We start from the raw sequence: 15012 nt of genomic DNA, 5'->3' as shown, positions 1-15012 counted from the left end.
ATACCGTGAAAAGGTGCTAAAACTTTAAAAGCGAAATCCCTGTTGGCACGGGCCCATATGGACACCCGAATCTCGTTGCTCCGCATCATCCAAGAGGCCCTTACGAATGTGATTAAACATGCAAAAGCAAAAAGAGTAGGTGTCTTGATTTATGAAGAACAAAACAACCTACATTTGGTAATTAGCGACGATGGAAAAGGGATCAGCGCGCGGCGAACGAACGACGGGAAATCAGGAATGGGCCTGCAATCCATCCGGCGCAGGGTCCAGCTACTGAACGGAAAGACCGACGTCCGCTCCGATGAAAACGGCACTGAAATCATGGTAATCATCCCCGTGGAAATCTTTAACCACAATTGATGACCGTTAAAAGCGAAACGCAAAATAATCGCTTGAAATACCTTCCAATTAAAATTATTCCGTAAGTTTGTATCCAAACGGATACATTTTTATGGATGTACTTTATTGAAAAAACAACGGAATTTGACAAGTGGTTTAGAAAGCTAAGCGATTTAAGAGCCAAAGCTAAAATCATGTTCAGGATACAAAAAATTGAAAATGACGAACATTTTGGCGACAGCAAACCTGTTGGAGATGGAATTAACGAGTTGAGGATAAACTATGCAAAAGGGTATCGGGTTTATTTCAGAGAGCAGGACGGCAAAATAATCCTTTTGCTCATAGGTGGCGACAAATCCACACAACAGCAAGATATCGAAAAAGCAAAGCAGATTTGGAAAAAGTTATCTAAACATGAGCTCGCTAAGACCCGGTTAAAAAAGTAAAAAAATGGATACTTCAAAATTTGATATTGCAGATTATTTGGACAGCAATGAAATGATTGCTGAATATCTTAATGCCGTTTTGGAAGAGGGTAGTGACACCGATGTAATTACTGCAATTGGGCATATTGCCAAAGCTGTCGGAATGACGAAAATAGCCGAAGAAACAGGAATGAGCCGGCCAAGTTTGTACAAAGCATTATCAGACGGAGCAAAACCGCAGTTTGAGACCATTATGAAAGTACTGAGAGCAATCGGCGGACAAATCAGAATAAGCCCCGTGTCGGCATAAAACATAAATGAACGCGAACCCTGACAACCCGGTACTCACACGGACCACGTCTGCACGGGAACCCGAAATGGTACAGGGATACTACCAACTCAGAAACAAATAGCGCAAAACTACTTCCGCCGGAAATATACTTCGATCGGTACCCCTTCAAAATCAAAATGCTCACGCAGCTTGTTCTCTACGAAACGCTTGTAAGGCTCTTTAATATACTGCGGGAGGTTACAGAAAAAGGCAAACATCGGCGACTTCGCGCCTACCTGCGTAACGTACTTGATTTTGATGTATTTGCCTTTGGTGGCCGGGGGCGGGTAGTTTTCGATAATGGGCAGCATCACCTCGTTCAGCTTGGAGGTGGATATTTTCTTCACTTTATTCGCATATACGCCCGAGGCGGCCTCAATGGCCTTGAAAATACGCTGCTTTTCCGTTACCGACGTAAAGATGATCGGCACATCGGTAAAGGGTGCTATTTTCTCACGGATAAGCTCTTCAAAGACCTGGGTGGTCTTGTTGTTTTTCTCAATCAGATCCCATTTGTTGACCAAAATCACCACACCCTTCCGGTTCTTTTCGGCCAGGTGGAAAATATTGATATCCTGCGCTTCGATACCTTCAGTGGCATCGAGCATCAGAATGACGACATCCGACTCTTCAAGTGCTTTGATGGTACGCATCACTGAGTAAAATTCTATGTTCTCCTTTACCTTGGTTTTACGCCGCAGACCGGCGGTATCAATAAGGGTGAAGTCATGCCCGTACTGGTTATAATGCACACGTATCGAATCTCTTGTGGTACCGGCAACGGCCGTCACAATATTGCGCTCTTTCCCGAGCAACGCATTGATGAATGAAGATTTGCCTACGTTAGGCCTGCCTACAATGGTGTACTTAGGGCGCTCGTCCACCTCTTCTTCCTCCGGTTCCAGGTGATTCACCACTTCATCCAACAGTTCACCTGTCCCGGAGCCGGTCATGGACGACAGCGGATATATCTCACCCAAACCAAAGCTATAGAATATACTGGCTTCTTGCTGCAGCAACGGATGGTCCACTTTATTCACCACCACGAATACCGGCTTATTGCTGCGCCGCAACACATCCGCAATAGCATCGTCCAAGTCGGTTATACCAGTGGTCACATCGACCATAAACAGAATAACCGAAGCTTCCTCGATAGCAATCATCACCTGTTCGCGGATTGCGGATTCAAACACATCATCCGACCCATGGACGTAGCCGCCCGTATCGATCACGGTGAATTTTTTACCCACCCATTCGCTTTGCCCGTAATGCCGGTCGCGCGTCACCCCGCTGAAATCGTCAACGATAGCCCTCCGGCTTTCCGTCAACCGGTTATACAGGGTAGATTTACCGACATTTGGGCGCCCTACTATTGCGATGATATTTGCCATAAGCCTACAAAGGTAGCGATAAGGAATGGTAAACGGATTAGTTTCCTTGCAGTTGCTCTAAAATATCGTTGAGGTAAGTGCGGTCATTAGCCAGCCGCGGCACTTTATTCTGGCCGCCAAGTTTACCGCGCGATTTCATCCATCGGTAGAATGTCCCGTCGGGCGCATTGTGGATAATCGGGAAGCGCAAGGCCAAATTGTTGAACCGCTTGGCGTCATAGTCGGAATTGACTTCCCGCAGGGTGGTATCCAGCACGTTGCAAAAACGGTCAAAATCACTGGGCTGTTCCTCAAATTCAATCACCCACTCATGTGCCCCTGCCTTTTCGTCACTGAAGTATACCGGGCCAGCGGTATAGTCGCGGATGCTCGCGCCCGTTTCTGCACAGGCCCTCCGCAGCGCGTCATCCGTATTATTTACGATAACCTCTTCACCAAATGTATTGATATATTGCTTGGTGCGCCCCGTGACCTGAATCCGATACGGATGGAGCGTCGTAAACTTGATTGTATCGCCCACAAGGTAACGCCATAGCCCTGCGTTAGTCGAAATAACCAATGCATAATTTTTACCGAGCTCCACCTCATGGAGAGCTAGTGTCTTCGGGTGTTCGTCGAGCAGGTGCTCTACCGGAAGGAATTCGTAATAAATGCCGTAGTCGAGCATCAGGAGCAGGTCTTCGGAATCAGACTGGTCTTGTAAGGCGAAATACCCCTCCGAAGCATTGTAATTCTCCAGGTAATACATGCTATCGGAGGGAACTAATTTTTTGAAAAGCTCCCGGTAAGGCTTGAAGCTTACACCGCCATGGCTGTAAAATTCCAAATTGGGCCAAATCTCAAGCAGGTGGTCCTTTCCTGTAAGCTCCAGCATCCGCTTGGCAAGCACCACATACCATGTAGGTACACCCGAGAGGCTGGTTACATTTTCGTGGATGGAACGTTGCGCTACCGTTTCAATTTTTTCCTCAAAATTGGGGTTGAGGGCGGTCTCCAAATCCGGTGTACGGTGTGTCTCTGCCCAAAAAGGCAGGTTGCGCAGTATAATGGAGGAGAGGTCGCCATAATAGGAATTTGATTGGAAATTATTGATTTGCGAACTTCCACCGAGCACCATCGATTTACCCGTCAATATCTTGGTGTCGGGCCGGTTATTGCAATATACGGAAAGCATATCTTTTCCGCCCTGATAATGGCAGTCTTCCAGTGCCTCCTCGCTAACCGGGATAAACTTGCTGCGATCGGCCGTAGTACCCGATGACTTGGCAAACCATTTGATATCCGATGGCCAAAGGATATTCTGTTCACCCTTGATCATGCGATCGATAGCGGGCTTTAGGCTGTCGTAATCCTGTATGGGCACACGCTCCTTATAGGTCTCTGGTGTAAGTATGGAGTTATAGTCGTACTTCTTTCCCCATTCAGTCGCTTCAGCCGTAGAAATAAGGCTTTGGAACCACTCATCCTGTACTTCATGTGGGTATTTCATGAAGAGTTCGATCTGGTGGATACGTTTCTTCATGATCCAGGTAAATATCGAGTTGATGAAAGCCATTTTTTAGTCGTAAGTATTTAGTTGTAAGCCGTAAATCTATTGTCTAATGTCTAGTGTCTATTGTCTATTGTCTAATGTCTATTGTCTAATGTCTATTGTCTAAAGCTTCTTACGCCGCAATTCAAAATTACGGCCCAAATAATATTTCCGGGCCATCTCATTCACCGCGATTTCCTCCGGTGTGCCGTCCAGCATAATTTTCCCTTCCGCAAGGAGATATGCCCGGTCGGTGATCGACAATGTTTCCTGTACGTTGTGGTCGGTAATCAAGATCCCGATATTGCGGTGTTTCAATTTTGATACGATAGACTGTATTTCTTCCACCGCGATTGGGTCTACACCGGCAAACGGTTCGTCCAGCAAAATGAAATTCGGCTTAGCCGCCAGGGCACGTGCAATCTCGGTGCGCCGCCGTTCGCCCCCGGATAGCAGGTCGCCACGGTTTTTACGCACCCGGTTCAGGCTGAACTCCGAAAGCAGCTCTTCCAACTTCTCTTTGCGCTCCTCCCGGTCTTTATGGTGTATTTCCAAAACAGCCATGATGTTATTCTCTACCGACAGCTTACGGAATACTGATGCTTCTTGTGCCAGGTAACCAATACCCTTCTGTGCCCGTCGATACATTGGGTCTTCGGTAATCTCTTGGCCATCCAGGTATACGTGCCCGTCATTAGGCTTTATCAGCCCCACGATCATATAGAATGACGTCGTCTTTCCGGCACCATTCGGGCCCAGCAGGCCTACGATTTCGCCTTGTGCCACTTCAAACGAAACATCATTCACTACCGTGCGTTGACGATACTTTTTGATGAGGTGCTCAGCTTTTAATATCATTTGTTAGTCGTTAGTCGTAAATCTAGTGTCTCATATCTCAAATCTCACATCTCATGTCTATCACCAAAAACCCTCACATCCTTTATATTCAACTGCAAGTTACGTTTTTCGCGCCAGACGTTCTCCTCGATTGTATAGCATATATCAAACGTACGGTGTACATTGATAGCATCGGCATAGTCCGCTAAACCGAAACCAATACAGTCGAAACGGGGCGATCCGGGCTGCATGATTGTCATTTTAAGGTGGCTGCCCCCCACGACTGTTGCCGTACCGTATACCGTTACCCCTTCGCTCATAAACAGGGGTGCTTCATTTTGTGGGCCAAAGGGTTCAAAACGGCGTAAAATCCGAAAAAATTTGGCGTCTATATCGCTCAGCTCCAGCATGGCATCAATAGTTATCTCCCGTTGCAGCATGCTCGGCAGGATAGTGGCCTCCACCACGCTTTCAAAACGCTGTTGGAACAGCTCGACATTTTCCGGTTTCATGGTGAGCCCGGCGGCGTACTTATGTCCGCCGAATTGGTCGAGCAGATCGCTGCAGGCACTCAATGCCTCATACAGATCGAAACCTACCACCGAGCGCGCCGATCCCGAGACGTGCCCATTCGTTTGTGTAAGCACCACGGTAGGCCGGTAATATTTTTCGGTGAGCCGAGTGGCTACGATACCGATTACACCCTTATGCCAACCGGGCTGGAAAACCACCGTCGTTTTCCGTCGCTGGAGCACCTCGCTGCTATCGATAATTGCCAGGGCCTCCTCTGTAATCCGAAGGTCGAAATCTTTCCGTTGTGTATTTTGCACATCGATACTCTTACTGTATTCCGCAGCCTCATGCAACGATTTTGATATCAACAGTTTCACCGCATCTTTCGCATGGTCTATTCTGCCCGCCGCATTGATACGGGGGCCGATTTGGAAAATGATATCATTTACCGTAAAATGGCCGCTTCGATGGGTTGAGAGGTCGATGAGTGACTGCAACCCGCAGCATGGGTTGGTATTCAGCTTAATAAGACCATAGTGGGTGAGTATCCGGTTTTCTCCGGAAATAGGCACAATATCCGACGCGATGCCTACGGCTACCAGGTCGAGGTATTGATAACACCGCTCGATATCCATGTTGTTTTTCTGCACAAAGGCCTGCACGATCTTAAAGCCGATACCACACCCCGGCAACTCCTTATAGGGGTATGGGCAGTCGTGCCTCTTCGGGTCCAATACAGCCACAGCCGTGGGCAGATTATCGCCAGGCAAATGGTGGTCACCAATGATGAAGTCGACCCCCCGCTCACGGGCATAATCCACCTTGTCTAGCGCTTTGATGCCACAATCCAGCGCAATGATCAGCGAAAACCCGTTCTCAGCGGCATAGTCGATACCTTGCTTTGAAATACCATACCCCTCGGCATACCGATCTGGCAGGTAAAACTCCAACCCCGAATGGAACTGCCTGAAAAAACTGTAAACCACCGCCACTGCAGTGGTGCCATCCACATCGTAGTCGCCATAGATAAGTACTTTCTCCTTATTACCAATGGCCTTTTCAATCCGCGCGATGGCTTTATCCATGTCTTTCATCAGGAAAGGATCGTGAAGTGCAGACAGGTCGGGCCGGAAAAAATGCCGGGCTTCCTCAAAACTATCTACTCCCCTATTAACCAGCAACCCAGCTAACACCCGGTGTATACCAAGCTCTTCGCCCAATTGCTTTGCTACGGCTCCATTATTGCAAGGCGTAATTGCCCATTGTTTCTGCATATATTCCTCTATAAAAACTTCCCCTCAACGGCATAGGAGAGATTGATAAACTTGCTGTTCGTACAACCAATCAGCTTTGCGAAAAGGGCAAATTTACCTAAGTTTGTACACTACGAAAGGGTAAAGATAAAAACATGCAGGCACATTCCTTATTCGAAGGCTCATTTTCCGTAGATTCTTCTAAAAAATTCGTTCCGTTTGATGAGAACAGGGATCAAAAAAAAGACCGGCCTGGTTCGCTATTCATCCATGTCCACCCGTTTCTGATCGAATCGGCAAACGGGTTGCTCTTGCTTGATACCGGCATCGGCCATACCAACACTGAAGGTGGTCTTGAGCTCCATGATAACATCCGGAAGCTGGGCTTTGATCCGGCCGATGTGCGGTATGTGTTGCTATCCCACCTGCACAAAGACCACGCAAGCGGCATGGTTACCACAGCGGGCGGGGACCTCCGTTTGGCTTTCCCCGATGCGGAATACGTGGTGCAACGCGGCGAGTGGGAAGATGCCTATAGTGGTGAGTCAGACTCTTACCAAACCGAGATATTCGACGTGCTGCAGCGCAGCGGCAACCTGTTGCTCGTGGAGGGCGATGATATACTCAACAATGAGATCACTTACGAAGTATCCGGCGGGCATACCCCCAATCATCAAGTGTTCCATATCCGAACAGGTGGCGAGCATTTCTTCTTCGGCGGCGATGAGGCTCCCGAGCCCGAGCAGTTTTTCCATCAATTCGCAGCCAAATACGACTACGACGGGCGCAAGTCCATGGGCCTACGGCAGCAGTATTGGGAGCAAGGTTGTGCCGAAGGCTGGGTATTTCTCATGTACCACTCCACCAATATCGCAATCGGGCGGCCCGAACGAAAGCCCAATGGCGACTATAGGCTGGTGGATGCTAGCGCGTAACCCACCGATTGGTGATGTGATCCGTGCTTTCTAATACCACTTTATAGAAATCGGAGCTGTATGCGCTTACATCAAAAGTTGCGGCCCCATCCTGCAGCGCCACCTCACCCAGTAAAACGTATTCGTCTTTGCTACCATCTTTGTGATTGTTTGTGGTTGTCAACCAAACGCTCATATTACCTGATTGCTTAAAGGGCTTCCAGGTCAGATTCAAGCTATCCCCTTCCACCGTAGCCGCTGTAAATTGATGCGAAACTTCCCCTGATAGCGGGATGCCGTCCATTTCAAACGCGTATTCACGTGGTATATCAACTTCCATAAAACGCAATACGGAAGGCAGCACATCCACTAGTCCCGGCGTCCCTTCGTGGAAATATGAATTCAGGTTCTTATCGTTGGTGGAAAACCAAATCGTCCTTTCTCTCTGCGATTGGCCACCATGGTGGTATCCTTTATCATCGCGGCCGTGGTCTGTCACAATATAGACCAACCATTCCTCATTGTGGTCAGCTTCCCTTTCCTTCACGGCTTGCCAGATTCTTCCGACTTGGATGTCTGCGTTTACTACTGCACTATCCATTTGCGGGCTATCGCCCCAATCATGGCCGGCATTGTCCGTATACTGCAAGTAGACCCAAGAGAGGTCGGGGGCGTCTTGGCGTATGGATTGGGCTGCCTCCTCGGATACACGTTCGTCAATACGGTGAATGTAATGCGGCTCGCTATTGTGTGGATAGGCTACGGTATCCGATTCATACCCGTCTTTCGCAAAATCGAATTGTAGATTACCGGTTTCCGGTTTGCCTTCTCCTACCAATTTGGTACGGTTATCCTCCCAAGTCGAATAGATGGCTATGGTTTTTTCCGGATAGTGGTTCTTCACATACCAGAATGCCGTTGGGTAATTGAAATTTACCGCTTCCAGACCATTACCCCACACATTATGCTTGTTGGTCCAAACGCCGGTAACCAAATGCGCATAGCACACCGCGGAAATCGTGGGCGACACAGAATAGGATTCGGGGGCTTCTCCACCGGTAAACGCACGGGTATAACCACCTTCGGCGGCTATGCTATCAATCCAGGGGGTATTTACCCGCTCGATGACATCGGCCGGAATTCCGTCGACAATCACGAAGATTGCCTTTTTGGCTTTGGGCGTTTCTGCCGTATCCGCACCACCCGGCTGGCAAGCTGATAAAAAGCCGAAAGCCAAAACGATGGCACCTAGCATACGGAACGGATTACTTCTCATTTTTTTATCGTTTATCATTTATCTGAGTTACTGGCGGGTACTTCCCAGCCATAATCGATATACTCCCAATCAAACTCGTCACCGTAAAGATTGACTTTCAGGTAACCTTCTTCTGTACCGTGGAAGGTCCCGTGCCACCAATTAGCACTTACTGCACCACCAGTAATGAACTGTACGCCTTTCACCTTAATTTCTTCATAAAGATGCTGGTGGCCCTGAAGTACCAGCTTGAGGTTGTGTCGGGCAAAACGATCAAACACCTGTTTCTGGTTCCCGAACGTGTCCGTGGACGTATAGCGCCCTTCCAGCACGGGGTAGTAGAGCGAAAGGAACGGCACATGTGTAGAGACGATGATAGGCTGATTGGCAGGCGTATTATCCAGCACATCCTCCAGCCACTGGTACTGTGCATCGCTGATGCAATAATTCCCATCACATACCTCCGTGCTGTTGAGTATGATGAACCGCCATCCCTTATGGTCAAAGGTGTAATAGGTTTCGCCGAAAAAAGAGCTGAACATAGCCTCCCCATATACGCCGCCCTTATCGCCGTCGCCCCAATACCGGTCGTGGTTGCCAATGGTAAAATACCAAGGCAGTGCGGATGAAGCGGCCAGGCCTTTGTAATCTTGATATAATTGGATGGCGTCTGCCCTTTGGTTGGCTTTCATCCCATCGACATCCACATTGTCACCTCCTGTCAATACAAAGTCTGCCCCCGAGGCGTCTACCGATCGAATAGCCTGCCTCAGACCATCGTAACTTCTGGCTTTTGGATTTTTATTGAGGTGGATATCGGTAAAGAACGCGAATGAGAATTTTTCCTGTGCGAAGCCGGCTAGAGTGAATGCCAGCAACACGACTAATAAACTGAACTGCTTTTTCATTGTTTCGTTTATTTATTTCTATCGGTAGCTATTCCCAGTCAAATAGTTGCTTCAGCTCCGGATTCAGCGAGACCTGCTGCTGTGGAACCGGCCGGTAATAGTACTTGGGCGTTACAAAAGTACCCGAATTTTCGATGATCTGCAGATTACCTGAGGTAGCACCGCCCAGAAAAACAGAGACATCCTGCCCGAACGTACCCACGCGGTAATAGGCCATGGTCACGCCCAGGCTGTTCTTTGCCCGTTCCGCCGGTATAGATTGCGAGCTGGGCAGTAAAACAATATCCGGTACACCATCACCAGTGAGGTCGTGTTCACCCAGTCGGGAGAAATAGATCCCTTGCGGCTCCTGTTCCAAAAATTCACCGGCCCCCCAGCGCATCAGGTCGTCGTGGCGGTGGCCCTCGAACGCGAGTTCAACACGCCGCTCCCGGCGGATTTCGTAAATCGCTGCCCGCTGTGCGGAAGTCACGTTTGGAAACTTAGCCGCCTTTACCGGATCAATGGCCGGGTTGAGCGTCAGGTGGGGCATATTGACCCGATCCCGTAGCAAGTTGACCGACATATCCAGATCGCCCTGCGTAAGCTCGCCCAATTCTGCCCTTGCTTCGGCATAGATAAGTAGGATTTCGGCCAAACGATACAACGGCACATCCATGTTATTCCGTTCGTCTTGGTTAGTGGTATTATAGAATCCCTTTATCTGATGGTAACCCGAGAAGTTTTTGGCCAACTGCTGCACATAAAGACCGGCGCCCTGTGCATATGTGCCCGAACGCACCAGTACCCATCCCGGATATGCATAGGTTTGGTAGAGCCGGGCATCACGGTCCTCAAACTCTTGTACAAACTCATTTTGCTGATAATTGGGCTGGCCGCTGTAGTAGCTGCCATCAGCCATCAGGTAGGTTTGTACGAGGTCTTTGAGCGGGTAACTTTCATAGTTACCAAATACGCCTTCCCCGCTATCGCCATTCAATAGGTTGGCCTCATAATGGCGGGCAAAAATAATTTCTGGATTGCCACCGAGGTTCTGGCTCTTGAACAGAGCGCCATAATCTTCCATGGGGTTGCCGGTCGCATATACGCTGAACGGTCCGTTATCCATGATATCCCGGGCCACTGCGACTGCCTTTTGGAGCAAATCCCCGGCTGTTCCCTCCAAGTTCAATTCGGGGTGATAAAGCCGGTAGGTTCCTTCATATAGTAAGAAACGGGCATAGTCGGCCTTGGCTACCCATCGGTTCACCGCGCCCTGCGGCGACGAAACACTTATATTATTGGCAGCAAATTCATAATCGGCCAGCAAGTTAGCTACCACCGTTTCACGTGGGTCGCGGCCAGCGAACAAAACGGCTTCATTGTCGGTGGTGATTACTTCGTCCACCCACGGTACATCGGAATACCGCTTGACCTTATTCGCGTAAAAACGGGCGCGGAAAAAGCGTCCCAGCCCTTCGAAATGAGCCAATCGCTCTTCCGTAAGCTGGGCGTTCCTGAAATTCTCCAGAAAGAAGTTGATGTTGCGCAATTGCCCCCAGTCCCACCCGCCAGTAATGGTGGACGAGCTGGGCGTTGTGGTCATCATGGTTTTCAGCTCCACATTACCGGTGGAGTATGCATTGTCTGTAAGCGTATACGCTTCGTTGGTATAGATACCTGTGGAAGGGAAATCATATAAGTTATAAATCGCCAGATTCAGGTCTTCTTCTGTATTGAAGAAATTCTCACGGCCGATGGATGTCTCCGGCAGCTTATCCAAGAAGTCATCGTTACAAGCGCTGATAGAGACCGCCAATAGTATGGCGGCACCCCATTTGGAAAATATGTTCATGATCGGATGGATGGTATACATAGTCGAGTATGATTAAAACATGATATTGACACCGAACGAATAACTCCGCTGGAAAGGGTAGGTCATTCCGTTGCCCGCCCCACTGCCGGTGCCGGCAGCCGGATTCGTATTGATGCTCGCATTGGTGGTCTCCGGATCAAAGTGCTTCTTGATCTCCGAAAACTCCAGCACATTCTCTCCGGTAGCGAACACCCGCAAGCTACGTATGCCCAATCGTTCGGTAAACGGCAGGGGTAGTGTGTATCCTAGGGTGAGGTTCTTCAGGCGCAGGTAGGCGCCATTCAGCAAGTGGCCGGTGTTCGGTATCGCCATACCCATCGACTGGTCGATACGGGTACCGAGATTCACATCGGCCAACCACGACTGCAATACGGGGAAACGGGCATCGTGGTTCGCATCGGCAAGCCCCAACTCCAGATACGATTGCGAATGCTTGGCCCGCTCCTCGGGGCTGTCTCCCTCGGCCCGATAAAAATCAAGGAGATGCCCATACATATTACCGTAAGGCTGCTGGTAAGCGCCCCAATAAAGGAAGTGCATTGGATAGTAATCGCGCTTACCCACTCCTTGCCAGAACATGCGCAGGTCGAAATTTTTCCAAGTTGTATTGACATCCAAGCCAAAGCGGAATCGCTCCGTGGAGTTGCCGATGACAGACAGGTCTTTGGTGCCGCCCAGGGTATAGCCTTTTTCAATAGCGCCATTGCCATCTAGGTCTTTGAACTTGGGCCATCCCGGTACGATCTGCAGGGCTCCCCAAGGGATGATGGAAGTCTGATCCAGTTGTTCGATTTCCTCGGTCGTTTGAAATAAGCCATCGTATTGCAAGCCCCATATCTCACCCATATCCATCCCTTTATAGTATTGGGTGATACTACCGTTTGGATTGTCGAAGCGGGTAATAGTACTCCTCGAATCTGAAAGTACGAAGCGCGTTTCTAAGCGAAATGGCGAGCCACCAATGGTATAATTATCCCGGTAACCGACAGACAGTTCCCAGCCGCGGGTACGCAGATCCGCGGCGTTCTCCCGGGGCTCGGCTGCACCCAGGATATCGGGCAGGTCCCTGCCCAGGGTAAGCATTCCCAACGTGTTACGGGTATATTGGTCGAAGACGACATTGAATCGGTCGCGGAAAAAACCAAGGTCGACACCAAAGTTGAGGGTATTGACTTTTTCCCAGGTATAATTGGGCGATACCAGTCCCGGCGTGGAAATACCGAATGGGCGTTCCCCGCCGATGAGGTAGCTTGTCTGGTAGGTAGACATAGAGGGGATATATCCATAATTGGACACGCTCTGGTTGCCCAGCGAACCGTAAGACGCGCGGAGTTTCAGGTTGCTGATCACATTCCGTGCATTTTCCATAAAGGACTCCTGGTCTACCCGCCAGGCAGCCGAGCCGGAGGGAAAGAAGCCGAAACGCTTGTCTTTGGGGAAACGGGAAGATCCGTCATAACGTCCGTTGAACTCAATGATATAGCGGTTGTCGTAGATATAGTTGAGGCGGTAGAAAGCCCCGCGCAGCGCATACGTATCAATATACTCCGTACCGGTGGCATCTCCCGTTGCCAGACCAATGGTAGGAAACGAACTGGAAATCAAACCCGTCTTACTGACATCAAACCGTTCGCGCCGGTAATCTTCCTGGCTATACCCCAGAATGGCGGTAACGGAATGCTTGTTAATGGTTTTTGACAGGGTACCGTAAGCATTAAATACCCGGTAGTAGTCGAACACCCCCCTGCGGGCTGCGCTATTATTGCCCTCCTCCCGCACGTCATCCGGCCCAAATCCGATGAGGTAGGAGGTCTGATAAGAATTGTAGTTCTCACTGGTCCGACGGTAGGTATAGTCGGCATTAATCTTCAACAGTTGGTCCCAGAAGCTCATCTCGGTGGTAAATTGTGTTTGCAGCTGCTCCAAGCGATTGGTCGTTTCGCCGCCATCTACGATACCTGCAGCGGCACGACCTACAGGGGAGTTGGCCCATGTGCCGTCGGGGTTGATGTCGTAATACGTGGGAAACATGTTGTAGGTGCCGAATACGTCCAGCCGGCTTGGCTGCTTCCGCAGTGTGTTGCTCATGGACGTGTTGTTTCCAACTTTGATCCAGTCGGCCAGCTGGTAATCTGCCTTTGCCCGCAAGCTATAGCGGTCGAAATAATCATCCGCTAGGTTGAGCGCACTATTCTGGCGATTGTAACCGCCAGACAGGTAGTAACGTACCCTATTGTTTTCGCTTACCCCACTGATGGAGAGGTCGTGGTTGTGGTTGAAATTGTAATCCTCAAAAAAATAACGGGTCCAGTCGCGGTTGCCCATATACTCCCATAACGTTTCATCGGACGGGTTGAGCCGTACGCCGGGTACACTGGGATCATCCGAACGCTGCCGGGCGTAGTCGTAGAATTGGTCGTTATAGTTTACGTTGTCCCAGGGTGTGTTATCTGTAGAGGTTTCCAGCAATCGGGAAAACACATACGGGTCGGTAATCATCTCTGGCATTACCGTCGGCGTATTCCAGGTGAAATTGTTGGAATAAGTCACATTAGTTCCGGCCTGCGCCCCCGTTTTGGTGGTAATCAGAATAACACCGAACGCTGCACGTGCACCGTATATAGCTGCGGCAGAGGCGTCCTTGACCACGGATATTGTTTCAATATCCTGGGGCGCGATCAGGTTCAGCTCGGCCGAACTGGACTGCACGCCGTCAATCAGAATCAGCGGGTCACCGCCATTGATTGAAGTAATACCACGGATATTGACATTGGCAGCCTCGCCCGGTGCACCGGAGTTAAACCGGATATTCAGGTTGGGGATGAGTCCTTGCAACCCCTGAGATACATTTGCTATGGGACGCTGCGCGAGTGCCTTGGCATCGACCTGGTCTACGGCACCCGAAAGATTCACCCGCTTCTGGGTACCATATCCGACCACCACTACCTCCGCGAGGCTTTCTGAGTCTTGCTGAAGAACGACGTCGTAAACCCGCTGTGCGGTTACGGCAAATTCATGCGGCAGAAAACCTATCATGGAAATCCGTACGGTTTCCCCTGCAGATGCGGACAGACTGAAGTTACCGTCGTCATCCGTCGTCGTGCCACCCGGTTTCCCGACAATGGTCACACTCACGCCCGGCAAGCGCCCCCCCTCCGCGTCTGTAACTGTACCGCTGATACTCGTCTGGGTCTGCCCTGCCGTTACCGGTACACCGCTTCCCCGGTTTGGCGTTCGCTCCATGGCCATGATAATGAAAACACTATGGATAAAGCAAATTACAACTGCTATTGATTTAAGTCTTGTGGCCATATTTCATGTTCTTTATACTCGTTGAATTATGCCGTAAAATAAAAGCCGCTAAATTAACCCAAAGTTAGGCGAGTGTTACGTTTATAAACTGAACATTCATTCAAAAAACATTCCTTGCAAATCCAGAAAATACTGATATTTTCACCGA

At 49.6% G+C, this 15012-nt stretch carries 12 protein-coding genes; 4 read left to right on the top strand and 8 right to left on the bottom strand.

The genetic code is table 11. The features are described 5' to 3' along the window. The first annotated feature begins 57 nt into the window (after positions 1-57). The 3 genes from NGM62_RS16555 to NGM62_RS16545 all read left to right on the top strand — a co-directional run bounded on the left by NGM62_RS16555 (position 58) and on the right by NGM62_RS16545 (position 1074). Positions 58-360, top strand: a complete 303-nt coding sequence (locus NGM62_RS16555; RefSeq protein ID WP_262249377.1) for a sensor histidine kinase — start codon at positions 58-60, stop codon at positions 358-360. 95 nt (positions 361-455) lie between these two features. Then, complete coding sequence (locus tag NGM62_RS16550) at positions 456-785, top strand: type II toxin-antitoxin system RelE/ParE family toxin (protein WP_262249376.1); 330 nt, start codon at positions 456-458, stop codon at positions 783-785. A 4-nt stretch (positions 786-789) separates the two neighbouring features. Next, on the top strand, positions 790-1074 hold the full coding sequence (locus NGM62_RS16545) for an addiction module antidote protein (RefSeq protein WP_262249375.1): 285 nt from the start codon (positions 790-792) through the stop codon (positions 1072-1074). Positions 1075-1184: 110 nt separating this feature from the next. On the opposite strand, the gene der is transcribed toward NGM62_RS16545, so the two are convergent. The 4 genes from der to recJ all read right to left on the bottom strand — a co-directional run bounded on the left by der (position 1185) and on the right by recJ (position 6641). Then, positions 1185-2486, bottom strand: coding sequence for a ribosome biogenesis GTPase Der (gene der, locus NGM62_RS16540; protein WP_262249374.1), 1302 nt, complete (start codon positions 2484-2486; stop codon positions 1185-1187). 37 nt (positions 2487-2523) lie between these two features. Further along, complete coding sequence (locus NGM62_RS16535; protein WP_262249373.1) at positions 2524-4041, bottom strand: GH3 auxin-responsive promoter family protein; 1518 nt, start codon at positions 4039-4041, stop codon at positions 2524-2526. Between the two features lie 99 nt (positions 4042-4140). After that, the gene (lptB, locus tag NGM62_RS16530) at positions 4141-4875 is read right to left on the bottom strand and encodes an LPS export ABC transporter ATP-binding protein (RefSeq protein WP_262249372.1); all 735 of its coding nucleotides are present in this window, start codon (positions 4873-4875) and stop codon (positions 4141-4143) included. A 44-nt stretch (positions 4876-4919) separates the two neighbouring features. Further along, the gene (recJ, locus tag NGM62_RS16525; protein WP_262249371.1) at positions 4920-6641 is read right to left on the bottom strand and encodes a single-stranded-DNA-specific exonuclease RecJ; all 1722 of its coding nucleotides are present in this window, start codon (positions 6639-6641) and stop codon (positions 4920-4922) included. 134 nt (positions 6642-6775) lie between these two features. On the opposite strand from recJ, the gene NGM62_RS16520 reads away from it, so the two are divergent. Further along, on the top strand, positions 6776-7555 hold the full coding sequence (locus NGM62_RS16520) for an MBL fold metallo-hydrolase (protein WP_262249370.1): 780 nt from the start codon (positions 6776-6778) through the stop codon (positions 7553-7555). Here NGM62_RS16520 and NGM62_RS16515 read toward each other — a convergent pair. Genes NGM62_RS16515 through NGM62_RS16500 form a run of 4 tightly spaced genes read right to left on the bottom strand, consistent with a single transcriptional unit; the run spans position 7545 to position 14864 of the window. Beyond that, the gene (locus tag NGM62_RS16515) at positions 7545-8810 is read right to left on the bottom strand and encodes an alkaline phosphatase family protein (RefSeq protein WP_262249369.1); all 1266 of its coding nucleotides are present in this window, start codon (positions 8808-8810) and stop codon (positions 7545-7547) included. The genes NGM62_RS16520 and NGM62_RS16515 overlap by 11 nt on opposite strands. 14 nt (positions 8811-8824) lie before the next feature. Then, positions 8825-9697: a metallophosphoesterase family protein gene (locus NGM62_RS16510; RefSeq protein WP_262249368.1), complete on the bottom strand. Its 873-nt coding sequence runs from the start codon at positions 9695-9697 to the stop codon at positions 8825-8827. A gap of 28 nt (positions 9698-9725) precedes the next feature. Beyond that, the gene (locus tag NGM62_RS16505) at positions 9726-11531 is read right to left on the bottom strand and encodes a RagB/SusD family nutrient uptake outer membrane protein (RefSeq protein ID WP_262249367.1); all 1806 of its coding nucleotides are present in this window, start codon (positions 11529-11531) and stop codon (positions 9726-9728) included. A 33-nt stretch (positions 11532-11564) separates the two neighbouring features. Beyond that, positions 11565-14864, bottom strand: coding sequence for a SusC/RagA family TonB-linked outer membrane protein (locus NGM62_RS16500; protein ID WP_262249366.1), 3300 nt, complete (start codon positions 14862-14864; stop codon positions 11565-11567). Positions 14865-15012: the final 148 nt, after the last annotated feature.

Origin of the sequence: Parapedobacter soli (assembly GCF_025460835.1) — a bacterium.
Taxonomy (GTDB): Bacteria; Bacteroidota; Bacteroidia; order Sphingobacteriales; family Sphingobacteriaceae; genus Parapedobacter; species Parapedobacter soli.
The sequence above is the reverse complement of the archived record's forward strand: the minus strand, read 5'-3'. Positions and strand labels throughout refer to the sequence as shown.

What these genes read in the sequence shown, in the direction of transcription:
- NGM62_RS16505 (WP_262249367.1), bottom strand. Translation starts at nt 11,531, where the DNA reads ATGAACATATTTTCCAAATGGGGTGCCGCCATACTATTGGCGGTCTCT.
- recJ (WP_262249371.1), bottom strand. Translation starts at nt 6,641, where the DNA reads ATGCAGAAACAATGGGCAATTACGCCTTGCAATAATGGAGCCGTAGCA.
- NGM62_RS16535 (WP_262249373.1), bottom strand. Translation starts at nt 4,041, where the DNA reads ATGGCTTTCATCAACTCGATATTTACCTGGATCATGAAGAAACGTATC.
- lptB (WP_262249372.1), bottom strand. Translation starts at nt 4,875, where the DNA reads ATGATATTAAAAGCTGAGCACCTCATCAAAAAGTATCGTCAACGCACG.
- NGM62_RS16545 (WP_262249375.1), top strand. Translation starts at nt 790, where the DNA reads ATGGATACTTCAAAATTTGATATTGCAGATTATTTGGACAGCAATGAA.
- NGM62_RS16510 (WP_262249368.1), bottom strand. Translation starts at nt 9,697, where the DNA reads ATGAAAAAGCAGTTCAGTTTATTAGTCGTGTTGCTGGCATTCACTCTA.
- NGM62_RS16500 (WP_262249366.1), bottom strand. Translation starts at nt 14,864, where the DNA reads ATGGCCACAAGACTTAAATCAATAGCAGTTGTAATTTGCTTTATCCAT.
- NGM62_RS16520 (WP_262249370.1), top strand. Translation starts at nt 6,776, where the DNA reads ATGCAGGCACATTCCTTATTCGAAGGCTCATTTTCCGTAGATTCTTCT.
- NGM62_RS16550 (WP_262249376.1), top strand. Translation starts at nt 456, where the DNA reads ATGTACTTTATTGAAAAAACAACGGAATTTGACAAGTGGTTTAGAAAG.
- NGM62_RS16555 (WP_262249377.1), top strand. Translation starts at nt 58, where the DNA reads ATGGACACCCGAATCTCGTTGCTCCGCATCATCCAAGAGGCCCTTACG.
- der (WP_262249374.1), bottom strand. Translation starts at nt 2,486, where the DNA reads ATGGCAAATATCATCGCAATAGTAGGGCGCCCAAATGTCGGTAAATCT.
- NGM62_RS16515 (WP_262249369.1), bottom strand. Translation starts at nt 8,810, where the DNA reads ATGAGAAGTAATCCGTTCCGTATGCTAGGTGCCATCGTTTTGGCTTTC.